We start from the raw sequence: 23,411 nt of genomic DNA, 5'->3' as shown, positions 1-23,411 counted from the left end.
CCGCCTTGTTGGTTTTGCGAGAAAGCTTTGGTTTTGCGTCAGGCTGCCGGCTTGCCGTAGCCCCCGCCGCCAGGTGTCTCCAGCAGCACGACGTCTCCGGCCTGCATGGTCAGCTTCTTGGCCTCGCTGACGGACTTGCCGTTGACCAGGAAACGGCCGGGCGCTCCCGACAGGCCGCCATCGATGCCGTCGGGGCCGCGCTCGAGCCGGCTCGGCACGGCGTTGAGAAGCCAGGCATGGTCGGTGCGCATATGGAACTGGATGATCTGGCCGTCGCCGCCCCGCATCCGGCCCTTGCCGCCGGAGCCGGTGCGCAGTTCCTTGCGGTCGAAGACGATCGGCATCGCCGCTTCCAGGATCTCGATCGGCACCGCCGCGACGCCGGTCGGATAGCAGGTCGCGCTCGGGCCGGGCTTGCCGGCGCGTGCGCCCATGCCGCCGGAATAGTTGAACATCGACGAGGTGAAGGCCTCGCCGCTGGGCTTGCGGCCCTGGATCTGGATCGTCCAAACCGCACCCGACCCTTCGGCCAGCACGCGCTCGGGCATGACCTGGTGCAGGGCCTTCAGGATCGGCATCGGCACATACATGCCGACGACATGGCGGGCGTTCACCGGCGCCGGATAGGCGCAGTTGATGATCGAACCCTTCGGCGCGCGCACCTCGATCGGCGCCAGCGAGCCGGTGTTGTTGGGCAGGTCCGGGTTGAGGCAGGAGCGGATCGCGAAGGTGGAATAGGCGTGGGTGTAGTTCAGCACCACGTTGATGCCGGTCGTCGTCTGCGGCGAGGAGCCGTCGAAATCGACGATGATCGAGCCGTTCTCGGCATCGACGGTCACCGCCGTCTTCAGCGTGATGATCTCGCCGCCGGGCACGTCGAAGATGGCCTCGCCGTGATAGGTGCCGGGCTTCAGCTTGCGGATGGCGTTTCGCGTCGCCTCCTCGGAGCGGCCGATGATCTCGTCAGACAGGGTCTCGATATCGTCGATGCCGTAGCGCTCGCACAGCGCGACCAGATGCTCGGCCGCAGCCTCCCCGGATGAAACCTGCGCAGAGAGGTCGCCGAAGACGGCGTCGGGCGTGCGGACATTGTGGCGGATGATGTCGTGCAGCATCTCGCTCGGCGTGCCGCGCTCGTAGAGTTTGAGCGGCGGGATCCAGAGGCCTTCCTCATGCACGTCGCGGGCGCCCGCGCCGATGCCGTAGCCGCCGATATCGGTGTGGTGGATAGTCGAGCCGATATAGGCGATCAGCTTCTCGCCATCGAAGATCGGCGTCAGCACGGTGATGTCGAAGAAGTGCCCGGCCGAGAGCCAGGGATCGTTGGTGATCAGCACGTCGCCCGGTGCGCAGCGGTCCTTGAACATCCGCACCAGATGGCTGCCGGCGATGGCGAGCGAATTGATGTGGCCGGGTGTGCCGGTATTGGCCTGCGCCACCATGCGCCCGCGCTGGTCGAAGAGCGCGCAGGCGAGATCGCCGGCCTCGCGGACGATCGGGCTGAAGGCGATGCGCTGCAGCGCCTTGGCGCGCTCGTTGACGATGCCGATCAGGTTCGACCAGAGGATTTCGAGTTCGACGCCATCCATCGATTGCGGATTTGCCATCGCGAGTGATTTTGCCATGGGGTTTCAGCCTTTCGTGGCGACGATGCAGCCGAGCGCGTCGATCCTCGCGCTCCAGCCGGGGGGCAGCGCGGTCGTGGTCTCGCGCTCCTCGATGATGGCGGGGCCGGAGATGGTCTGGCCGGTGGCGAGCGACGAGCGCTCGTAGACGGGCACTGATTGGCTGTCCTCCCAGGCATGAACCGGGCGGTGGCGCTTCGGTGCGCCGGCTGCGATCTGCTTCCTGGCCTGGCCGTCGAAATGCGGCAGCGGTCCGCGCGCTACGACGCGCCAGGTCACGAGTTCGATCGGCACATGCGAGGGATTGACGCCGTAGAGGGTACGATAGGCCGCCTCGAACTGCGCTGTCAGCACGGCGGCATCGCGGCTCTGGCGCGGGTCGGTCTCGAAGATGATCGTGACCTCGTGCTGCTGGCCGACATAGCGCATGTCGGCGCCGACGAGGATGGTGACGTCGGCGGCCGCACAGCCGGATTCGCCGAGCGCCGTAAGGCCCTCGCTCTCGAGATCACCGATCACGCGGTCAACGCGCGCCCAGTCGAGCTGGTCGACCCGTGTCAGGTCGCTGCGGACGAGGTCGAGCCGGACCGGGGTGACCAGCGTGCCGAACGCCGAGAGCACGCTCGACTGCGGCGGCACGATCACGCTGGTGCTCTGCAAGAGCTCGGCGACGCCGCAGGCATGCAAAGGACCGGCGCCGCCGAAGGCGAAGAGCGGCAGGCCGCGATAATCGACGCCGCGATCGGTGGCGTGGGTGCGTGCCGCCGAGGCCATCGCCTCCGTGACGATGCGATAGATGCCGCGCGCCGCCTGCACTGGGCTCAGGCCCAGCGCTTCGCCGAGCCGCGCCATGGCGCCGTCGCAGGCCGCCTTGTCGAGCGACATGTCGCCACCGAGGAAGTTCTCGGCATCGATCAGGCCGAGCACGAGGTCGGCGTCGGTGACGGTCGCGTTCTGGCCGCCGCGGCCGTAGCAGGCCGGTCCCGGATTGGAGCCGGCGCTTTCGGGGCCGACCTTGAGCAGACCGAGATCGTCGACATGGGCGATGCTGCCGCCGCCGGCGCCGATCTCGATCAGGTCGATCGAGGGCACGGTGACGGGCAGGCCGCTGCCCTCGCGGAAGCGATAGCGCCGGTCGACCTCGAACAGGCCGGTGATCAGCGGCGTGCGGTCCTCGATCAGGCAGGCCTTGGCGGTGGTGCCGCCCATGTCGAAGGACATCAGCCGGTCGATGCCGAGCAGTTCCGCATAGTGGCAGGCAGCGAGCGCGCCGGCCGCGGGCCCGCTCTCGATCATGCGGACCGGGTTCTTGCCCGCCGTCTCGGCGCCGACGACGCCGCCCGAAGACAGCATGATCAGCGGGGTGTTGGCGAAGCCTTCCGTGCGCAGCCGGTCGCTCAGACGCTTCAGATAGGGCTGCGAGATCGGCATCGCATAGGCGTTCACCGTCGCCGTCGAGGCGCGCTGATACTCGCGGATCTGTGGGGCGACCTCGGCCGAGGTGCAGATGAAGACGTCGTTGAGCTCGCGGGAGAGCGCGGCTGCGACCGCCGCCTCGTTCTCGGGATTGGCGAAACTGTTGAGGAAGCAGATCGCCACGGCGCGCGCGCCGCTCGCCCGGATGTCGGCCGCGAGCTTGGCGATGTCCTGAGGCGTCGGCGCGAGTGCGACCGTGCCGTCCGCCAGAACGCGCTCCTTCAGGCCGAAGGTGAGATCGCGCGTCACCAGCGGCTCGGGAAATTCGATCTGCGGGTCGTACATGTCGTAGCGGTGCTCGTTGCGGATCGAGAGCACGTCGCTGAAGCCTTCGGTGACGACGAGCGCGGTCGGCAGCCCCTTGCGCTCGATCAGCGCATTGGTGACGACCGTCGTCGCGTGGACGACGACACCGTCGATTGCGCTCGCCGCGATGCCGGCCTTGCCCATGACGGAACCGACGCCGCGGAAGAAGCCTTCGAGCAGGTCGTGATGGGTGGTGAGCGTCTTGTCGACACTCAGGCCCCCGCGGGAATCGCGCAGGACGATGTCAGTGAAGGTGCCGCCGATATCGACGGCCAGCGAATAGGTCATGCTCTTTCGTCTTTCCAGGTCAAGCCGCGCGAGATGCGTGCGGCGGTGCCGACGACCTCGCGGATCTGTTCGGGATCGGGGACGGGGGGAATGAATTGGGTGGCGCCGACGATGGCGATCGAGCCGACGAGCGTCTGGCGGTGGTCGAAGACCGGGGCGGCGAGGGTGTTGACGCCGGTGATGACCTCGTCGGGCGCCGTGGCCCAGCCGCGTTCGCGCACCAGGTCGAGATCGGCGAGCAGGGCGTCACGCGTGACGATCGTCGCCGGTGTCCAGGCCTGGAGCGGACCATTGGCGATGGCCGCGGTGCGCTCCTGCGAGCCGAAGGCGAGCCAGATCTTGCCATGCGCGCTGGCGTGGAACGCGAGCCGGGTGCCGGGCCGCGTCGCGAATTCGATGAGCGTGCGGCCCTGGATCAGCTCGAGCACGATCAGCTCGGCGTCGATCGCGGCGCAGACCGTGACGGCCTGGCCGGTGCGATCGCGCAGCGTCATCAGATCCTCGCGCGCTGCGCTGACGATGTCGAAGCGCTGCCGCAGCGCCTCGCCCAGCACCATCAGTTTGATACCGGCCTCGTAGCGGCCGGTCTCCGGCTCCTGCCGGACGAAGCCATGCCGCTGCAGCGTCACCAGATGCCGGTAGATCGTCGCTTTCGACGACGACAGCGCTTCGGCGATCTGCGCGAGCGCGGTCGGGCGGCTCTGCTGCACGAGATACTCGACGGCGCGAAGCGCAAGGTCGAGCGTGCTGGTGCCGGCAGGCGCAGATTTCCCCGAAGCTGAATCCGGTTCCGTCACTCTGGCGTTCCTCTGTGTTTCATTTCATATAATGAAACATCATTTTGCTATTTGATACGCTAGCAGAAAGACATGCGTCGTCAACCACCTTATTGGGCGGCGGGGAGCGGAAGCGGTGACGAATGTCGGAAGTGGTTTTCGCGCCGTCAGGCGAGCATGTCGCGCACCAACGGGACGACCTTTTCCCCGTAGAGCGCGATGCTTGCGAGCATCTTCTCATGCGACAGCGGGCCAGCGCTGTACTTCATCTGGAAGCGCGAAAGCCCGAGCGTCCGGATGGTCGTCGCGATCTTGCGCGCGACCGTCTCCGGCGAGCCGACATAGAGCGAGCCCTGCTCGACCTCGCGTTCGAACTCGTCGCGGCCCATCGGCGGCCAGCCGCGCTCCGAGCCGATGCGGTCGCGCATGCGCTTGTAGTCCGTGAAGAAGGCGTCGCGCGCCTGCCCATCCGTCTCGCCGACGAAGCCCGGCGAATGCACGCCGATCGGCAGGACGGGTTCGCCGAGTTGAGCGAAGGCGCGGCGATAGAGATCGGCATAAGGAGCAAAGCGGGCCGGATCGCCACCGATGATCGCGAGCATCAAGGGCAAACCATAGCGCGCTGCGCGGACGACAGATTCCGGGCTACCGCCGACGCCGATCCATGTCCGCAAGGCCCCTCGCTCGATCGGCGGAAACACGGCCTGATTCTTCAGGGCAGGACGGATCGTTCCCTGCCAGGTCACCGCCTTCTGGCCGATCAGCGCAGCGAAGAGGTCGAGTTTCTCGGCGAACAGCGTTTCGTACTGGCTGAGATCGTAGCCGAAGAGCGGAAAGGATTCGGTGAAGGAGCCGCGTCCGAGAATGACCTCGGCGCGCCCGTTCGAGATGGCATCCACCGTCGAGAAGCGTTGAAACACCCGGATCGGATCGTCGGAGCTCAGCACCGTCACGGCCGATCCCAGCCGAATGCGGCTCGTCCTGGCGGCGATGGCTGCGAGCACCGTTTCCGGCGTCGAGATCGCGAAATCGGCCCGGTGATGTTCTCCGACGCCGATGAAGTCGATGCCGAGGCTGTCGGCGAGGATCGCCTCCTCGATCAGGTTGCGGATCACCTGCGCATGCGGCAGCAGCGCCCCGTCGGCTCCCGAGGTGACGTCGCCGAAAGTGTCGAGGCCGAGTTCCAGAGCGTCAGACATGGCAATTCCTGATGACGAAAGGGCTGCACCGGGGCGATCGCCGCCCCGGCGGTGAATGGTTCTGCCGAATGCTTATGCGATTGATGACGATGCAGGCAGCGCGGCGGGCGTGCCGAGCACCGCCTCGATCTGCGCGGCCAGCACCAGCAGGCTGCGGTCCTTCAGTCGCGGCATCACGATCTGCAGGCCGATGGGCAGGCCCGCGCTGTCGACGCCGCAGGGGATCGAGATCGCCGGCTGGCGCGAATGGTTGAACAGCGGCGTGAATACGGCGTGGCCACGCGGGCCGACCGCGACGCCGTCGATGCTGTCGGGCCCGAGTTTCTCCACCGGCCAGGCGGTGCAGGGCGTTGTCGGGCCGATCAGCGCATCGACATCGCCCGAGGCGAAGAAGCCGGACGCCGCGACGGCGACGCGCTCCGAGAGCAGCAGGGCGTCGGTGACATCCGTGCCGCGATAACCGAGCCCTGCCGAGATCTGGGCGCCTAGATCGGGGTCGATCCGCACTGGCTTCTCCTGCCAGGCCTCGCCATAAAGCGACGCAAGGCCTGCCTGCTGAAGCGGTGCGAGGCCCGTCTCGGCGGCGCCGGCCGGCCAGACGGGGTCGCGCGTGATGACATCTAAGCCGGTGTTGCGCAGCCGCTCTACAACGCTCGCGATGCAGGTGGAGACCTCCGGGGCGACGGGGGCATCCAGCCCCCATTTCGGACTGAATGCTATCCGCATGGCCTGCTGCCTGCGAGTGGCCTCTGCCTCGATCAGGATCGAATGCGGATCGAGCGGCGAGGGGCCCGCCATCACCTCGAAGGCCATTACCGTCTCCGCGACCGTCCGCGCGATCGGGCAATGGCAGGAGATGCCGAAGAACGGCTCCTCGAAACCCGGCCCATAGGGGATCGCGCCGAAGGAGGGCTTGAAGCCGACGAGGCCGGTATGGGCCGGCGGGCGCCGGCTCGAGCCGCCGGCGTCGGTGCCGAGTGCAAACGGCACCATGCCGCTCGCCACGGCCGCGACCGGCCCGCCCGACGAGCCGCCCGGCGTCAGCGCTGGGTTCAGCGGATGGCGCGTCGCGCCGTGCAGCAGGTTGGTGGTCTGGCCCTTGGCAGCGAATTCGGCGGTGTTGGCGATGCCGACAATCACTGCCCCCGCCCTGACGAGCCGGGCGACGGCCACCGCATCCTCCGGCGCTACGAAATCCGCGAAGAGATGCGAGCCCTGCGTGATCCGTCGGCCCTTCACCCAGATATTGTCCTTGATCGCGATCGGCACGCCGGCGAGCGGCAGGTCTTCGCCCGCTGCGATGCGTGCGTCGACGGCCTCCGCCCGCGCCAGCCCATCGTCGGGATCGACCGAGACGAAGGCGTTGAGCGCGCCGTTCAGAAGCGCGATGCGGCGCAGCGCTTCCGTGGTCTGAGCCCGTGCGGACCTCCGTCCCGAGCGAACCGCCTCCGCGATTTCGACAAGCGCGGGCCAGGGCGCGAAGATCTCGGTCATCGGCGGTGTCCATCGTGGCGGTCGCGGGGGCGACCTGCGGGGTTTCGAGCCATAGCAGCGGGGTGGGGGGCTGTCAGGCGCGCAGCGGGGATGCGCCGACAGGGGCGCGGTTGGCACGGCTGTTGCTGGCTTCCCCGCTCTGAACTCGCCGGAGGACCGTCGCCATTCAGATGTCTGTGCCTGCCCCGATCGGCGCGATGACCGCCCAGCCGTTGACGCTCGACGGCATCACGCACAGCTATGGCGGCGGCCTCGCGGTCGACAATGTCACGCTCGAGGTCAAGGGCGGCGAACTCGTGGCCCTGCTCGGCCCCTCCGGCTGCGGCAAGACCACATTGCTGCGCATCGTCGCCGGCTTCATCCAGCAGGGCAACGGCAAGGTCCTGATCGATGGCCGGCCGATCGACACACTGCCGCCGAACCGCCGCGAGATCGGCATCGTCTTCCAGAACTATGCGCTCTTCCCGCATATGACGGTGGCGCAGAACATCGCCTATGGGCTCGCGGCGCGCGGCGAGAGCCGTGAGATGCAAGCGCAGCGCGTCGAGGAAATGCTGGCCACCGTGCAGATGGCCAGATTCGCCGACCGCAAGCCGAAGCAGCTTTCCGGCGGCCAGCAGCAACGCGTGGCGCTGGCCCGCGCGCTCGCCATGCGTCCGCGCATCCTCCTGCTCGACGAGCCCTTCGCCGCGCTCGACAAAAATCTGCGTCTCGACATGCAGATCGAGATCAAACGCCTGCAGCGGCAATTCGCCCTGACCGCGATCATGGTCACGCATGACCAGGACGAGGCGATGGCGATCGCCGACCGCATCGCCGTGATGAGTCAGGGCCGGATCGAGCAGCTCGGCACGCCGGTGCAGGTCTATGACGAGCCGGCGACCTTGTTCGTCAACAACTTCATCGGCTCCAGCAACCTCCTGAACGGCAAGGTCGAGGCGCCGGTCGAGGGCGGCTACCGCGTCGTGCTCGCCAATGGCGCGGCATGGATGGTGCCGTCGCAAGCCCGTTTCGAGCCCGGCCAGCCGGTTATCGTCTCCGTGAGGCCGGAGCAGATGCTGCTGGCCGACGAACCGGCGCCCGATCGCATCCCGGTCTCGCTCAAGCTCAGCCTGCCGATCGGAGGCGAGCTGATCCACGACGTCGTTAGCGAGGCCGGCGAGTCGCTCAAGGTCGCCATCGCGCGCCGTCCTGGCATGGCGTCCGGTAGCGCCGGCGCCGTCCATTGCGGGCTCTCCGGCCATGCCCGGCCGGCGCTTTTCCCAGCCTCCAACCCCTGACCCGGAGTGTTCCCATGACAGCCATGACACGTCGCGACCTGATGGCAGGCGCTGCCGCTCTCGGCCTTGCCGGAGCGCTCGTGCGCCCGGCCCATGCCGCCGGCAACCTCACCGCAGCGATCTACCCCGGCACCTGGGAAGAGGCATACCGCGGCGTCGTTGCGCCGGCGCTGAAGAAGAATTTCGGCGTCGATGTCGCATTCGACGCGCTCTTCGCGGTCGACCAGGTCGCGAAAGTTCGCGCCGCGCGCGGGGTGCCGCCGTTCGACTGCTTCGTGCTCGACCCCGGCCCGGCCGCGGCCGCGATGCAGGCCGGCCTGTTCGAGCCTATCGACGCCAAGAAGCTTTCCAATGCCGGCAAGGTGCCGAGGGGCCTGATCACCTCCCATGCCGTGACCTGCAACGCGCAGGTCGTCGGCATCGCCTACAACCCCAAGAAGTTCCCGAACCCGCCCAAGACCTGGGCCGACCTTTTCAAGAGCCCTTATGTCGAGCGCCTCGGCCTCACCGGCTTCCAGACCACCTTCGGCACCGTCTCGCTGATCGAGATCGCCAAGGCCTTCGGCGGTTCCGAGGCAAATATGGAGCCCGTGTTCAAGGTGCTGAAGGAGGCCGTGCCGAAGGTCGCCGCTATCGCGACCCCGGCCGCGCTGCCGGGCCTGTTCCAGCAGGGCCAGGTCGACATCATGTACGGCAACACCAACACGGTCGCGATCCTCAAAGGGCGCGGCGTCGACATCGCCTATATCGCGCCGGAATCCGGCTCGATCACCTTCCAGACCACGCTGCACATCGTGAAGGGCGCTGAGAACGTCGACGCGGCCTACAAATACATCGACACCGCGATCTCGGCCGACATCCAGAATGCGCTGCAGAAGCCGCCCTACAACATGGTGCCGATCAACGCCGAGACACCGCTCGACCCCTCGCTCGACATCAAGTCGCTCGACGAGCTGTCGAAGATGGTCACGCATGACTGGACCAAGATCAATCCGCAGCGCGCGGCCTGGATCGAGCGCTTCAACAAGGAGATTACGAAGTAAGGCGGCGGATCGTGCTCGCGGTCGACAACCTCCTGCCGTCATTCCGGCCAAGCCGCGTCAGCGGCGCAGCGCCGGAATCCATCGTCGGGCCGAACCTGATCCAGGATTGCACTCTACGATGGATTCCGGGTCGCCCTTCGGGTGCCCGGAATGACGTGGCAATGGGTGCAGAGAGAGTGCGCCACTGATGGCCGCAGCCGCGATCACGGCCGCGCCGGCGAGGACGGAGAAGGTCGACTGGCGCCTCGCGGCGCCGCTTGGCCTGACCTATCTCGTCTTCTTCGCGGCGCCTTTCGCGATCCTGCTCGGAGTCAGCTTCTATGCCGATTCCGAGCAGACTCGGCTGGGCCTCGACTCCTGGACGAAGTTCTACGGCGATGCCTTCTACCGAAAGGTTATCCTCGACACGCTGAAGCTCGGCGTCTTCGCGGTCGTCGCGACGACGCTGCTCGCCTATCCGCTGGCGCTGGTCTTCCGCGCCTCGGGTCCCCGCGCCCAGCGCGTGCTGATCTTCATCATCCTGATGCCGCTGCTGACCTCGGTCGTGATCCGCACCTTCGCCTGGATCGTCATCCTGGCGCGCGAGGGCGTGATCAACCAGACGCTGATCGCGCTCGGCATCACCGCGACGCCGCTCAACCTGCTCCAGACCGAGCTCGGCCTCGTCATTGCGCTGACGCAGATCGAGATGCCGCTGATGCTGCTGCCCCTGCTGACCATCATGAACCAGATGGACCAGAATCTGATCGACGCCTCGCGCGCGCTCGGCGCCTCGAAATGGCGGACCTTCTTCAGGGTCGTGCTGCCGCTGACCCTGCCGGGCTGGATCGCCGGTGCGACGCTGGTTTTCGCCTCGGCGACGACGGCTTTCATCTCGCAATCGGTGATCGGCGGCGCGCGGCTCGTCTATCTTCCAGCGCTGATCTACCAGCAGGTGACGGTGGTCTATAACTGGCCCTTCGCGGCGGTGGCCTCGCTGACGCTGCTCTTCACCGTGCTCGCGGGCATCATGGCGCTGAGCTGGCTCGGCCGGTTTGCCAGGACGAGTTGAGGACCGGCCATGCAGCGCTCGACATTCGGCGACGTCACCTACAATTGGGTCATCGGGCTTCTCGCCGGGCTCGCCGTGCTGATCCTGATCGGGCCGGTCCTGATCGTCATCGCGACCTCCTTCACGACATCGCAGACCCTGCGCTTCCCGCCGCCGGGGCTGTCGCTGCGCTGGTATGGCGAATTGTTCGACACCGCGCGCTCGGCCCAGATCCACACCGCGGCGCTGAACAGCGTCTGGGTCGCGGGCACGGCGACATTGATCGGCGCCGTCCTCTCGGTGCTGGCGGCGCTGGCGATCACGCGGGTGGCGCGCCCCTCGGCCCGCTTCCTGGAGGCGAGTTTCCTGTCGCCGTTGGTGCTGCCGACGTTGGCCTATGGCCTGGCGGCTCTGATGTTCTTCTCGGTGCTCGGCATCCGGCCGTCGCTCAACCTGCTGATCGCCGGCCACCTCGTGGTGATCGCGCCCTTCGTCTTCCGCACCACCCTGGCGAGCCTGACGCAGCTCGATCCGGCGCTGCTCGAGGCCTCGGCCAATCTCGGCGCGAGCCGCTTCTACGGCTTCCGCCGGATCACCCTACCGCTGATCGCGCCCGGCATCGCCGCGGGCTGCTTCCTCGCCTTCATCTCCTCGATGGACAACGTCCCCGTCTCGCTCTTCCTGTCGACGGCCCGCACCTCGATGCTGCCGATCCGGATGTGGGGCATGATGGAATCGACCCTCGATGTCCGCATCGCCGCCATCGCCGGCGTGCTGATCGCCGCGACGCTGGTCCTGATGATCGTCATGGATCGCCTGACTGGCCTGACCCGGCGCATGAGCGGATGATGTTGCAAAACGGACCTTTCACCACAGCTCTCATCCTGAGGAGCGCCGCGGGCGCGTCTCGAAGGATGAAGGCTGCGAGGTGGCTGGCCAGTCGAGGAGACGAGGATGACCTATGACCGCGACCTGATCGGCTACGGCGCCAATCCGCCCGATCCGAAATGGCCTGGCGGCGCCCGCATCGCGATCAACTTCGTGATGAACTACGAGGAAGGCTCCGAGCCCTCCGTGCAGGACGGCGAGGGCTATACCGAGCTCGGCCTGACCGAGGCGAACGGCCTGCCGACCGGCGTCAAGGGGCGTGATCTCGCCGGCGAGGGCATGTTCGCCTATGGCAGCCGCGTCGGCTTCTGGCGGCTGATGCGCCTCTTCCAGGAGCGCGGCCTGCCGCTGACCGTGTTCGGCTGCGCGCTCGCCATCGAGCGCAACCCGGAAGCCGCCGCCGCGATCAAGGCCTCGGGCTTCGACGTCTGCTGCCATGGCTGGCGCTGGATCAAGCATTACGACCTCACCGAGGAGGAAGAGCGCGAGCACATCCGCAAGGCGATCGTTTCTCTGGAAGCGACCATCGGCGAGCGCCCGCTCGGCTGGTATTGCCGCTATGGGCCCAGCGTGAACACCCGCAAGCTCGTCGTGGAGGAGGGCGGTTTCCTCTACGATTCAGATGCTTACGACGACGAATTGCCCTACTGGAAGGTCGTCGACGGCAAGCCGCATCTGGTCGTGCCGTATTCGCTGGTCAACAATGACGGCAAGTTCGGCTCGGGCTTCTTCGCGACCTCGAACGACTATTTCGACTGGCACAAGGACGCCTTCGACATGCTTTATGCCGAAGGCGCCACGCAGCCCAAGATGATGTCGGTCGGCCTGCATATGCGCCTGATCGGCCACCCCGCCCGTGCCGCCGGTCTCGCCCGCTTCCTCGACTACGTCCAGAAGCACGAGGGCGTGTGGGTCACCGGCCGGCTCGATATTGCGCGGCACTGGGCGAAGACGCATCCGTTTGCGGGCAAGCTGGGTTAAGCTGGTTCGTCTCCGCCGTCATTCCGGGCAAGCGAAGCGCAGACCCGGAATCCATCGTAAAGCACGACAGCCCTATGATGGATTCCGGGTCTGCGCTTCGCTTGCCCGGAATGACGGCCCGCTCTGTTGTCGATCGAACGAGGAACGCCTTGCCCACTCCCGAACTCATCGTCGCCCTCGGCGACGCCCGGTACCTCGTCGAGCGCCCGTTCGGCTCCTGGCCGCAGAACTCCGGTTTCGTCACGGACGTCACGGTCGATACGCGCGGCCACGTCTTCGTCATGCTCCGGCACGACCCCCTGACCCAGCCCAATGACCCACGCGTAATCGAACTCTCGCCGGAGGGCGAGTATCTCGGCGGCTGGGGCGGAAACCTGATCGCCGACTCCCACATGCTGACCGCGGATGCGCAGGGCCGCATCCTCTGCGTCGATCGCGACATGCACGAGGTCATCATCTGCTCGGCCGCCGGCGAGCGACTGGGCGCGCTCGGGGCTCGTGGCGAACCGCTTGCGCCCTTCAACCACCCCACTGACGTCCATGTCTCGGCCTGGGGCGACATCTATGTTGCGGACGGCTATGCGGCGAGCCGGATCCACCGCTTCTCGGCCTATGGCGTCCATGTCCAGAGCTGGGGCGAGCATGGCGACGGCGACGGCCAGTTCGGCTGGCCGCATGCGATCTGGACCCACGCCGATGGCCGCGTCGTCGTCGTCGATCGCACCCATGACCGCGTCCAGGTCTTCGACCGCAATGGCGAGCATCTCCAGAGCTGGACCCATTTTCGCGATCCCGTCGCGATCTGGGGCGACGCGGACGGCAACACCTATGTCACCGACACGCAGCCCACCCTGCAGAAGATCGGCCCGTGGGGCGAAAAGCTCGGCCGCTGCCGGCCCTTCCTGAATGGCGCGCACGGCATCTTCGGCATGTCCGGCGGCGACATTCTCCTGGCCGAGAGCAGCCCGAGCCGGCTGACACGGCTGCGATTGCTGGAAGAATAGCGACGGAGCCACGCCGTCATTCCGGGGCATCGCGACGGCGAAGTGCCCGGAACCGATGACCACCGGTCATTGCCGGACACGCTCCGCGCTTTTTTGCATCTGGTGGTGTTCATGGGTTCCGGGCTCGCGCCTTTGGTGCGCCCCGGAATGACGGCGAGGACCCGGATGCCGTCGGAGACACACCATGACAACGCAGATCATCTGGGGCGGGACGCTTCTCACCGGCTTCGATGCGGCAGGCGAGCCGGTCCTCCTTCGCGATTCCGGCGTCGTCTGCGCCGGCGGTCTCGTCGTCGCGACCGGCCCTGTTACGGAACTGAAGACGCGCTACCCCGATGCTGAGGTGGCCGGCGGCCGCGATTTCGCGATTACACCGGGCCTCGTCAACGCGCATCACCATGTCGGGCTGACGCCGTTGCAGCTCGGCTCGCCCGACTATCCGCTCGAACTCTGGTTCGCCAGCCGCATCGCCTTGCGCGATGTCGATCTCTATGCCGACACGCTGTTCTCGGCCTTCGAGATGATCGAGAGTGGCGTCACCACGGTGCAGCATTTGCACAGCCGCGCGCCGGGCACGCCCGACGACATCCTTGCTGCCGCCGAGAAGGTCATCGCAGCCTATCGCGACATCGGCATGCGTGCCTCCTATTCGATGGCGCTGCGCGACCAGAACCGGCTCGTCTACGAGGCTGACCAGGATTTCGTCGCACGCCTGCCGGAGGAGCTTCGCCCGGCCGCGAGTGCCTTCTTCCAGCGTTTCACTGTGCCGCTCTCGGACCAGGTCGCGATCTTCGACGAGTTGCTCGCCCGTCATGGCGAGGGCGACCGCATCCGCATCCAGATCGCGCCGGCAAACCTGCACTGGCTGTCGGAAAAAGCTCTCGAGACGACCGGCGAATTGCAGCGCCGCACCGGCCTGCCGGTGCATATGCATGTGCTGGAGACACCGTATCAGAAGGCCTATGCCCGCAAGCGCACGGGCGGCTCGGCGCTGGCGCATCTCGACAAGCTCGGCCTGCTCGGCCCGCATTTCACCATCGGACACGGCGTCTGGATGAGCGAGGCGGACATCGAGATCGCTGCCGAGCGCGGCGTCTGCGTCTGTCACAACTGCTCGTCGAATTTCCGCCTGAAGAGCGGTATGGCGCCCGTCAACCGCTTCCTGGCGCAGGGCATCCCCGTCGCCATCGGCATCGACGAGGCCGGCATCAACGACGACCGCGACATGCTGCAGGAGATGCGCCTCGTGCTCCGCGCCCATCGCGAGCCTGGCATCGACGCACCGCATCCCTCATCGGCGCAGGTGCTGCGCATGGCGACCGCAGGCGGCGCCGGCACGACGCCCTTCGCCGGACGCATCGGCCGGCTGGAGCCCGGCATGGCAGCCGACCTCGTGCTGTTCGACTGGCCGGCGGTGACGTATCCCTATCAGGACGAGGCGCTCGGCTTCGTCGAGGTGCTGGTCCAGCGCGCCAAGGCGAAGGCCGTGTGCAGCGTCATGATCGCCGGCGAGTTCGTCTACCGCGAGCGCCGTTTCACGAAGATCGATCGCGAGGCCGTGCTGGCGGGTCTCGCCGAGGCGTTGGCGAAGCCTAGGACGATCGCTGAGCAGGATCGAGTCGCGCTGTCGCAGGCGTTGCTGCCGCATGTCCGCCGCTTCTACGACGGCTATCTCGACGAATAGGACCTCAGCCGCCCGGTCAGAATCCGCTGGCGACGCGCTTCTGCGCCAGCCGGACAGCGGCTGGAATCGGCGCGATCACCGGGACTGGAAAGCGCATCGAGAGGGATTGCGCGGCCAGCCCGAGCGGCCCGCCGCCGATCACCAGCGCCTCGGCTCTCAGCGTCTCGACGGCATGGGCACAGGCCTTGGCGAGCGCTTCGACGAGAGCTTCGTGATCGGCCATGACGGCATGCACGTCACCCTCCGTCAGGACGACGCCCCGCATCGTTGCGCCATGGCCGTAGGCCTGAGCCAGCGCTGTGATCGAATCGACCAGATCGGGCGTCGTCGTCACGACGGCGAAGGGACGCCGGCCCGAGCCCGCTTCCGCCATCCCCGCCTCGGCGATGCCCGTCACGGCGCAGGACAGCCGATGGCGTAATCCCGTCAGTCCGGGATCGCCGAAGGCCGAGATGATGACGCCGTCCGGCGGGGTCGTTGCGATGGCTCCCGCCATCGCCTGCACGGCCTTGGCCGATTGCGCCAACGCCTCGGCATTCGTGATCAGCGGCACGCCATAGGGGGCGCTCAGTGCGTCGATCACCGTGCCACCGGGCGCCGCCGCCTGGGCTATGGCCCGCATCATGTTGGTGGTGGCGGCATTGGTGTTGGGGTTGATCAGGAGGAGGCGCGTCATGGGGTCCCCGGAACGGCGGCGATGAAGGCGCGCGCGATCTCGGCGCGGCTGGCGATCCAGAGACGGTCGCGCCGCGCCGCCAGCAGGTTCAAGATGTCGCGAAAGGCCGCGAAGCGCGCGGGCCGGCCGACGATCCTCAGATGGAAGCCGAGATTGAGCAGGCGCGGCAGGCCGCGCGCGGCTTCCGCCTCCAGCACGTCGAGCGCATCTGTCACATACTCCACCATCTCGCTCGACCGGACGAAGCCGTTGGGATGGAAGAACTTCATGTCGTTGCTGTCGAGCGAATAGGGCACGACCAGAAGCGGCTTCTCCGCCGACCTCCGGTCCCAGTAGGGCAGGTCGTCGTCGAATCCGTTCGAGGTGTAGAGGAAGCCTCTCTCGGCCAGCAACGAGCGCGTCCAGGGGCTTTCGCCGCCGCGGCAGAAGAACCCGACCGGCTGGACGCCTGTCGCGGCCGTGATCGTCTCGACGCAAGCATCGATATCGACAGCCTCGGCCTCGCGCGTGTCGTAGTCGGCATGCGGGCGCCAGCGCCAGCCATGCACAGCCGGCTCGTGCCCGCGTTCCACGACCGTCCGGGCGAGCCTCGGAAGGCGCTCGACCGCTCGGCCGCAGAAGAAGATCGTGGATTTGACCGCACTCTCATCCAGCGCATCGAGCATCCGCCAGAGTCCGGCGCGCATGCCATATCCGAAGATCTGCTCCTGCCCCTGGTCGCGTTTCCCTGCCGGCACGACGCTGACGACCTCGCCCATGCTCTCGGAGCGCGCGTCGCCGTCGCCGACCTGAAGCTCCGCACCTTCCTCGAAATTGATCACCACCGAGACGGCTAGTTTGGCGCCGTTCGGCCAGGTGATATCAGGCCAGGCGCCGCCATAGCCTTCAAGGTCGCGTTGGGTCATGGCTCAAAGTCCCCGATGCCGTCATCGCCTTGCCCTCATCCTGAGGAGCCGCGCAGCGGCGTCTCGTAGGATGCTCCAGATGCGTCCGGAACCTCCTGAAGCATCCTTCGAGAGGCACCCCTGCGGTGCGCTCCTCAGGATGAGGGCTCGTTATGAGACCGCCCATCACGTGGGCAGGCTCGGTCAAACTCAACCCTTGCCACTCGCCGCCAGCCAATGCCTTGCAATAGCGTCACGGCGGGCGAACCAGACGCCGGGTTTCGAGGCCGCATGCGCCAGGAAGCGCTCCAGCCCGCCGATGCGCCCTGGCCGCCCGATGATCCGCAGATGCAGCCCTACCGACATCATCCGCGGCGCCCCGGCCCCTTCCTCGTAGAGCCGGTCGAAAGCGTCGATGCAGTAGCGCGCGAAATCATCACCGAAGACGAAGCCACCGCCGCGCTGGAAGCGCATGTCGTTGGTGTCGAAGGCATAGGGCAGGACGAGATGCTCGGCACCCCCGACATCGACGAAAAACGGAAGATCGTCATTGTAGTCGTTGGAATCGTAGAGGAAACCGCCATGCTCGAGCAACAGTCGGCGGGTATTGACGGATGTTGCCGAGCGCGTATGCCAGCCGACCGGCGGCGTGCCGGCCGCTTCGGTGATCGCGGCCACCGCGCGCGCGACCGCCTCGCGCTCCTGCGCCTCGCTCATATGGGCGTGGCGCTCCCAGCGCCAGCCATGGGCGGCGATCTCGTGGCCGTCGGCGACCGCTTCCTGCACCAGCCAGGGCGAGAGCACGACCGCCCGGCCATTGGCGTTGATCGTGGCCGCGACGCCATACTGCTTCAGCAGCGCTCTGATGCGCGGCCAACCGGCGCGCGGGCCGTATTCGAAATGCGACTCCATGCAGAGATCGCGGGCCCCGGTGATCTCCTCGACAACTTCGTAGACGCTTTCGTTGCGCTCGTCGCCCTGGCCGATGGAAAGCTCCGCGCCTTCCTCGACATTGACGACGATGGACACGGCGAGCCGAGCATCCTTCGGCCAGCGGATCTGAGGCGGATTGCTGCCATAGCCACGAAAGTCGCGGTCGGTCTCCGGTTCGGACGCCATCAGAGATCGGCCATGCGGCGCAGGCCGACCAGCCGGTCGCCGATGACCAGCACGGCGGCGGCGAGCAGGATCAGCAGCGCCGAGATTGCCGCGATCGTCGGATCGGGGCTTTCCTCGACATATTGCAGCATCTGAATCGGCAAGGTCTTGGTCCAGGCGTCGGTGAAGAAGATCGAGATCGGATAATTGTCCATCGAGGCGAGGAAGGCGAACATCCCCGATGTCAGGAAGGCGGGCGCCAGCGCCGGCACCAGCACCTTCATCACGGCCTTCGGATAGGGCAGGCCGAGCGTGCGGGCCGCATCGATCAGCGTGAAATCGAACAGCGACAGCGCTGCATAGACGGTCCGCACCACATAGGGCAGCGTGATCACGACATGGGCGAGGATCAGGCTGGCCCAGACATCGCGCAGCCCGGCCGCGCGGAAGGTCTCCAGCATGGCGATGCCGATGACGAGGCCCGGCAGCATCAGCGGCGAAACCAGGAAGGTGACGATCGCGTCGCGCGCCTTGAACTGGCTGCGCAGCAGCCCGATGGCGCAGAGCGTGCCCAACGCCAGCGCGGTGGCGGTCGAGAGCGCCGCAAGCTGCACCGATGCCGCGACCACCTGCCAGAGCTCGCGCGAGCGGCCCAGCGCCTGATACCAGCGTAGCGACCAGCTCGGCGCCGGCAGGGTGAAGACGGCGCTGGAGCCGAAGGAGACCAGCACCGTCACGACCAGCGGCGTCAGCAGGAAGAGGACGGTGAAGGTGGCCAGCGCCCAGACGACGACGGAGGCGATGCGCTCGATTCCGGTCACGAGGCGCCTCCCAGCCGCTTGGAGAGGGCTGCGCTGCCGACCACCACCGCGACGGTCAGCACCAGCAGCACCACTGCGGTCGTCGATCCCAGCTGCTCGTTGCGCATGAACAGGAAGGAGCGGCCGGTCAGCGTCGCCAGCGTCTGGAAGCGGTCGCCGATCAGCAGGTTCGGGATGACGTACATCGAGGCCGCCATCGAGAAGACGAAGGCGACCCCGGTGACGATGCCCGGCAGCGAGAGCGGCAGTGCGACCTTGAAGAAGCGGTAGAGCGGCGAGGCGCCGAGCGTCGCCGCCGCCTCGCCGAGGCGCGGATCGACCAGCTTCAGCACCGAATAGATCGGCAGGATCATGAAGGGCACGAAGACATTGGCAGCGCCGATGACGAGTCCGGCCTCCGTGAAGAGCAGGCGCTGAGGCTCGCTCCAGAGACCCAGTCCCGTCATCAGTTGCGAGACGACGCCGTCGCGCCTCAACACGATCTGCCAGGCGAAGGCCTTGACCACGACGCCGACCGAGAGCGGCAGGATGATCGCGACCAGGATCAGCGCCTGCGCGATGCCGCCGGCTCGGGCCAGCGCCAGTGCCGTCGGATAGCCGATGACGAGGCAGACGAGCGTGACCAGCACGGCGATGCGGACCGTGTTCCAGATCACCGTCCAACTGAACGGGTCGGACAGGAAGCCGGCGAAGGGCGCGAGCGAGGGCATGCCGCCGACCATGACGCTGCGTCCGAGCAGGACGAGCAGCGGCACGCCATAGATGATCGCGAGATAGAGGACCGCGGGCAGGGCGAGCAGGAGAACGGGGTCGAGACGTCGCGCTACGTTCATGAGGACAGTGCCGGTGCCGGATAAATCAGCGTGTCCTCCACGTCCCAGGACATGGGAAGGCTCGTGCCGGGACCTGCTGCGGCGGGCAGGGCCGGCGCCTCGACCAGGATCTGGCCGTCTGCGGGAGCCCGGAAATGAAGCTGCACGCGCGCGCCCTGGAAGGCAGCGTCGGAGAGCGGCGCTTCGATCCGGTTGGCGCGATCATGATCGAGGGCAATGCGCTCGGGCCTGACCCCGACGAGCACGGGGCTGTCCGGCAGGAAGTTGCCGCGGGCGCGCAGCAGGCCGGCAGCAGTTGCGACCGTCACGATGCCTCCGGCCGACTCCGTGACCTTGCCCGGCAGGCGGGTCGACAGACCGACGAAGCCGAGGGCGAAGGGCGTGGCCGGCTTGCGATAGATCTCGGCCGGCACGTCGAGCTGCTCGATCCGGCCGCGATACATCACCGCGATCCGGTCCGACATCGTCAGCGCCTCGTCCTGGTCGTGTGTCACGAAGATCGCGGTCGTGCCGACCTCGCGCAGCAGGCGCTTGAGGTCGATCTGCATCGTCTCGCGCAGCTTGCGGTCGAGCGCCGAAAACGGCTCGTCGAGGAGGAGCAGCTTCGGCCCGACGACCAGCGCGCGCGCCACCGCGACGCGCTGCTGCTGGCCGCCCGAGAGCGCCTTGATCGAGCGGTCGGCATAGGCGCCCATCTGCACGAGGTCGAGAAAGCGTGCCACGGCGGGCGCGATCTCGGCTGAGGGCGCGCCGCGCGCCTTCAGCCCGAAGGCGACGTTCTCGGCGACGCTGAGATGAGGAAACAGCGCATAGCTCTGGAACACGACGCTGACATCGCGCTTGTGCGGCGGCTGCCGCGTGATGTCCTTTCCGTCGAGCGCGATCTTGCCTTGGTCGGGCCGCATCAGCCCGGCCAGGATGCGCAGAAGCGTGGTTTTGCCGCAGCCCGAGGGGCCGAGCAGCGAGACGAATTCGCCCCGGCTCATCGAGAGATCAACCCCGTCCAGCACGGTGGCGCTGCCGAACGTCTTCGCCGCCCCGGCGACGGACAGGAAACCGTCCGCCATGCTCAGATCGCCATCTCGCGATCCCAGCGCTTGACCCAGTCGTTGCGCTGGGCGGCGACATTGGCCCAGTCGATCTGATGGATCTTGACGTCGGCGCCCAGCCCCGCCGGCTTCGGCACGGCCTTGTTGGTGGCGAGCGAGAAGGTCGGTCCGGCAAGCTTGCTCTGGAGTTCGGCCCCGAGCAGTTCGTTGACATAGGCGAAGGCGAGTTCCGACTGCGGCGCGCCTTTGATCACCGCGATGCCGGACGGCATGGCGAAGACGCCTTCCTTCGGCGCGACGAGGTCGATCGGAGCGCCCGCCGCCTTGCGCTCCAGCGCATAGGACGACATCGCCGGCCCGATCATCCAGGCCTCGCCCTGTTCGAGCAGATTGAAGGCCTGCGGCTGCTGCGTGTAGATCGTCAGCAGGTTCGGCTTGAGCGAAGCGAGCTTCTTGAACCCGGCATCGGTGTCCTTCTGCACGCTCTCCATCGTGCCGCCGGCGAGCAGACCGGCGACGAACAGCGACGGCAGGCCTTCGGTGTTCTGCAGCGACGGGATGACGATGCGGCCCTTGTATTTCGGGTCGAACATCTCGGCCCAGGACGAGGGCGGGCTCTTCATCGCGTTCTTGCTGTAGGCGACGCCGAGCCATGGCTGAAGGTAGTTCGCCCACATCCCGTCCATATGCGTGGAGCCCGGCAGGAGATCGGCGAGGTTCGGCGCCTTGGCGACTGTGAGCGGCTCGAGCAGCCCTTCCTTCACGGCCAGGATCATCACCGGATCGTCCATCTGGACGACCGACATGTACTGGCTGCCCTTGTTCTTCTGCATCTTCTCCAGGTTGACGAGGGAGCGAGTGCCTTCAAAGAGCACCTTGCATTTGTATTTCTTCTCGAAGGCCGGAACGACGATCTGCTCGACCCAGGGCTTGTGGCCGGCCGCGCCGCCGACGACGAGTTCCTTGGTCTGCGCCCGCAGCACGGAAGGCGAGGCGATCAGGGCGGCTGCGCCGGCGCCGGCCTTGAGCAGCGAGCGGCGGGTCGTCTTGCTCGTGAACAGCATGTCCATGGTCTGGCCTTTCAGCTTCGGCGCGCTCCGGACGGCGCGGATATCCGACAGCTTGAGCAACCGTTGTGCCAATTGGAGAGGAGGTTGAAGAGATCAGCATATATTGTTTATTTTCAGATAGATGGTGATGTTTTCGGATTCATTGTCTTCGCCGGTGAGAGGCTCGTTAACGGGCGAAGAGGCGCTAATTTTGTGCACAATCGCTGATCGAATGTGCATAAAGAGTGGCGTCTTGGATGCTATGATGAGGTTGGTTCCGATGCAGCCTTTCCGCTGTGCCGGATCGAAGGCGGATGGAAAACTGCTCTGAGACGGCTGAAATGAACGAAGCGACGATTCACGCGATCCTGTCCCGCTTCCTCCTGGCCGGCGGCTTGCCGGGCGGGATGAAGCTCGGCGAGCATCGCCTGGCCGAGATCTTCGGTGTCAGCCGCGAGCGCATCCGCAAGGTGCTGCACCGGCTCGGCCATGAGCGCCTGCTGGAGATCGTCAAGAACCGCGGCGCCTTCACCATCGAGCCCGATTTGCGCGAGGGGCGCGTCGTCTACGAGGCGCGGCGCATCCTCGAAAGCGGCATGGTCGCCCATCTCGCCGACAACCTGACCGAGCCGCAGTTGCTTCGCCTGCGCGAGCATGTCGATGCCGAGGCCGACGCGCTGCGCCGCGGCGACCAGCCGACCTGGCTGAAGCTTTCGGCCGAGTTCCATTACTTGCTGGCCGAGATGATCGGGAACCCGATCGTCCAGCGGCAGGCGCTCGAACTCATCAACCGCACGCTGATGCTGGTGAAGCGCTACGAGACGACGGCCGGCTCGGCCTGCGGTTGCGAGGAGCACCGGCTGATCTTCAAGGCGCTTGCGGCCGGAGAGCGCAACAAGGCCGTCAAGGCGATGAGCAGCCATCTGTCTCTGGTCGAAACCAGGCTGCGACCGATCACCTGCGACGATGCGAGCCCGCCGATCGAGACCATGCTGGCCGAGGCCATCGCGGCGTTCCATGCCGAGCAGGGCGGCGCCGGCCGTGATCCCTCCTCGCTAGCCGAGCGCGAAGCCGTCCCGCACTGAACGCGCGACGAGGTTGCTGCAGCCGGGGGGCAATTGACGCTCCTGTGAGATTGCGCGGCCGGGCAGGGCGACTATCGTCCCGCCCGTCCTTGCGTCGATTCCTCGGCGCCTGTGGTGTCTGTGGAGCTTTCGATGGCAGATCTGTCCGCATTTCCGATCACGGCCCGCTGGCCGGCGAAACATCCTGACCGCATCCAGCTCTACTCGCTGCCGACGCCCAATGGCGTGAAGGTCTCGATCGCGCTGGAGGAGCTTGGCCTGCCCTATGAGCCGCACACGATCAATATCGGCCAGAACGAGACCTGGGGGCCGGAATTCCTCTCGCTCAACCCCAACGGCAAGATCCCGGCGATCATCGATCCCGATGGCCCGGGCGGCAAGCCGCTCGGCCTGTTCGAGTCGGGCGCGATCCTGATCTATCTCGCGGAGAAGACCGGCAAGCTGATCCCGGCCGACCCCGCCGCCCGCTACGAGACCATCCAGTGGGTGATGTTCCAGATGGGGGCGATCGGGCCGATGTTCGGCCAGCTCGGCTTCTTCCATAAGTTCGCGGGCAAGGACTACGAGGACAAGCGCCCGCGCGATCGCTACGCCGCCGAGAGCAAGCGCCTGCTCGGCGTGCTGGAGACGCGGCTGGCCGGCCGCGACTGGATCATGGGTGACGAATACACCATCGCCGATATCGCTTCGCTCGGCTGGGTCCGCAATCTCGTCGGCTTCTACGGCGCCGGCGAGCTGGTCGACTATGCCAGTCTCAAGAACGTCCCGGCCTGGCTGGAGCGCGGCTTGGCGCGGCCGGCGGTGCAGCGCGGGCTCGACAGCCCGAAGCGTCCGGTGTGAGG

21 protein-coding genes are annotated in these 23,411 nt (G+C 66.9%); 9 read left to right on the top strand and 12 right to left on the bottom strand.

Annotation, left to right across the window (positions count from 1 at the left end; genetic code table 11):
- Nucleotides 1-38 precede the first annotated feature (38 nt).
- The 5 genes from AC1RMY_RS11025 to AC1RMY_RS11005 form a co-directional block, all read right to left on the bottom strand.
- On the bottom strand, nucleotides 39-1,625 hold the full coding sequence (locus AC1RMY_RS11025; RefSeq protein WP_492864302.1) for a hydantoinase B/oxoprolinase family protein: 1,587 nt from the start codon (nucleotides 1,623-1,625) through the stop codon (nucleotides 39-41).
- A 6-nt stretch (nucleotides 1,626-1,631) separates the two neighbouring features.
- Nucleotides 1,632-3,695, bottom strand: coding sequence for a hydantoinase/oxoprolinase family protein (locus tag AC1RMY_RS11020; RefSeq protein ID WP_492864300.1), 2,064 nt, complete (start codon nucleotides 3,693-3,695; stop codon nucleotides 1,632-1,634).
- Entirely contained in the window at nucleotides 3,692-4,492 is an 801-nt protein-coding gene (locus AC1RMY_RS11015) for an IclR family transcriptional regulator (protein WP_492864298.1), read from the bottom strand. Before AC1RMY_RS11015 ends, AC1RMY_RS11020 begins: the two co-directional genes overlap by 4 nt.
- Nucleotides 4,493-4,638: 146 nt before the next feature.
- Nucleotides 4,639-5,670, bottom strand: coding sequence for an LLM class flavin-dependent oxidoreductase (locus AC1RMY_RS11010; protein WP_492864296.1), 1,032 nt, complete (start codon nucleotides 5,668-5,670; stop codon nucleotides 4,639-4,641).
- Nucleotides 5,671-5,742: 72 nt separating this feature from the next.
- Nucleotides 5,743-7,164, bottom strand: coding sequence for an amidase (locus tag AC1RMY_RS11005; RefSeq protein ID WP_492864294.1), 1,422 nt, complete (start codon nucleotides 7,162-7,164; stop codon nucleotides 5,743-5,745).
- 170 nt (nucleotides 7,165-7,334) lie between these two features.
- Between AC1RMY_RS11005 and AC1RMY_RS11000 the strand changes: the two genes are divergently transcribed.
- The 7 genes from AC1RMY_RS11000 (at nucleotide 7,335) to AC1RMY_RS10970 (ending at nucleotide 15,074) form a co-directional block, all read left to right on the top strand.
- The gene (locus AC1RMY_RS11000; protein WP_492864293.1) at nucleotides 7,335-8,444 is read left to right on the top strand and encodes an ABC transporter ATP-binding protein; all 1,110 of its coding nucleotides are present in this window, start codon (nucleotides 7,335-7,337) and stop codon (nucleotides 8,442-8,444) included.
- A gap of 14 nt (nucleotides 8,445-8,458) precedes the next feature.
- The gene (locus AC1RMY_RS10995; protein WP_492864290.1) at nucleotides 8,459-9,487 is read left to right on the top strand and encodes an extracellular solute-binding protein; all 1,029 of its coding nucleotides are present in this window, start codon (nucleotides 8,459-8,461) and stop codon (nucleotides 9,485-9,487) included.
- Nucleotides 9,488-9,674: 187 nt separating this feature from the next.
- A complete protein-coding gene (locus AC1RMY_RS10990) occupies nucleotides 9,675-10,538 on the top strand; it encodes an ABC transporter permease (protein ID WP_492864288.1) in 864 nt (287 codons plus the stop codon).
- A 9-nt stretch (nucleotides 10,539-10,547) separates the two neighbouring features.
- The gene (locus AC1RMY_RS10985; RefSeq protein WP_492864286.1) at nucleotides 10,548-11,366 is read left to right on the top strand and encodes an ABC transporter permease; all 819 of its coding nucleotides are present in this window, start codon (nucleotides 10,548-10,550) and stop codon (nucleotides 11,364-11,366) included.
- Between the two features lie 105 nt (nucleotides 11,367-11,471).
- Nucleotides 11,472-12,386 carry an allantoinase PuuE gene (locus AC1RMY_RS10980; protein WP_492864284.1) on the top strand — a complete coding sequence of 305 codons (915 nt, stop codon included), beginning with the start codon at nucleotides 11,472-11,474 and terminating at the stop codon, nucleotides 12,384-12,386.
- Nucleotides 12,387-12,535: 149 nt separating this feature from the next.
- Complete coding sequence (locus AC1RMY_RS10975) at nucleotides 12,536-13,390, top strand: NHL repeat-containing protein (protein ID WP_492864282.1); 855 nt, start codon at nucleotides 12,536-12,538, stop codon at nucleotides 13,388-13,390.
- Nucleotides 13,391-13,574: 184 nt separating this feature from the next.
- Nucleotides 13,575-15,074, top strand: a complete 1,500-nt coding sequence (locus tag AC1RMY_RS10970) for an amidohydrolase family protein (RefSeq protein ID WP_492864280.1) — start codon at nucleotides 13,575-13,577, stop codon at nucleotides 15,072-15,074.
- Between the two features lie 16 nt (nucleotides 15,075-15,090).
- Here AC1RMY_RS10970 and AC1RMY_RS10965 read toward each other — a convergent pair whose 3' ends face one another.
- The 7 genes from AC1RMY_RS10965 to AC1RMY_RS10935 form a co-directional block, all read right to left on the bottom strand.
- Entirely contained in the window at nucleotides 15,091-15,750 is a 660-nt protein-coding gene (locus tag AC1RMY_RS10965; RefSeq protein ID WP_492864278.1) for an aspartate/glutamate racemase family protein, read from the bottom strand.
- Nucleotides 15,747-16,655, bottom strand: a complete 909-nt coding sequence (locus AC1RMY_RS10960) for a polysaccharide deacetylase family protein (protein WP_492864276.1) — start codon at nucleotides 16,653-16,655, stop codon at nucleotides 15,747-15,749. The genes AC1RMY_RS10965 and AC1RMY_RS10960 overlap by 4 nt, the downstream gene beginning before the upstream one ends.
- A gap of 189 nt (nucleotides 16,656-16,844) precedes the next feature.
- On the bottom strand, nucleotides 16,845-17,753 hold the full coding sequence (locus tag AC1RMY_RS10955) for a polysaccharide deacetylase family protein (RefSeq protein WP_492864274.1): 909 nt from the start codon (nucleotides 17,751-17,753) through the stop codon (nucleotides 16,845-16,847).
- On the bottom strand, nucleotides 17,753-18,553 hold the full coding sequence (locus AC1RMY_RS10950; protein ID WP_492864272.1) for an ABC transporter permease: 801 nt from the start codon (nucleotides 18,551-18,553) through the stop codon (nucleotides 17,753-17,755). The genes AC1RMY_RS10955 and AC1RMY_RS10950 overlap by 1 nt, the downstream gene beginning before the upstream one ends.
- Entirely contained in the window at nucleotides 18,550-19,386 is an 837-nt protein-coding gene (locus AC1RMY_RS10945; RefSeq protein WP_492864270.1) for an ABC transporter permease, read from the bottom strand. Before AC1RMY_RS10945 ends, AC1RMY_RS10950 begins: the two co-directional genes overlap by 4 nt.
- Nucleotides 19,383-20,453 (bottom strand): ABC transporter ATP-binding protein, encoded by a 1,071-nt coding sequence (locus AC1RMY_RS10940; RefSeq protein ID WP_492864268.1) that lies wholly within the window; start codon nucleotides 20,451-20,453, stop codon nucleotides 19,383-19,385. The genes AC1RMY_RS10945 and AC1RMY_RS10940 overlap by 4 nt, the downstream gene beginning before the upstream one ends.
- A gap of 2 nt (nucleotides 20,454-20,455) precedes the next feature.
- Nucleotides 20,456-21,565, bottom strand: a complete 1,110-nt coding sequence (locus AC1RMY_RS10935; protein ID WP_492864266.1) for an ABC transporter substrate-binding protein — start codon at nucleotides 21,563-21,565, stop codon at nucleotides 20,456-20,458.
- Between the two features lie 260 nt (nucleotides 21,566-21,825).
- Between AC1RMY_RS10935 and AC1RMY_RS10930 the strand changes: the two genes are divergently transcribed.
- Together AC1RMY_RS10930 and AC1RMY_RS10925 are read left to right on the top strand one after the other, a co-directional pair.
- Entirely contained in the window at nucleotides 21,826-22,569 is a 744-nt protein-coding gene (locus AC1RMY_RS10930; RefSeq protein WP_492864264.1) for a GntR family transcriptional regulator, read from the top strand.
- A gap of 132 nt (nucleotides 22,570-22,701) precedes the next feature.
- Entirely contained in the window at nucleotides 22,702-23,409 is a 708-nt protein-coding gene (locus AC1RMY_RS10925) for a glutathione S-transferase N-terminal domain-containing protein (RefSeq protein WP_492864262.1), read from the top strand.
- Nucleotides 23,410-23,411: the final 2 nt, after the last annotated feature.

Source organism: Allobosea sp. GW822-FHT03F07 (assembly GCF_058801345.1).
This window is presented reverse-complemented; position numbering and strand designations above follow the sequence as displayed.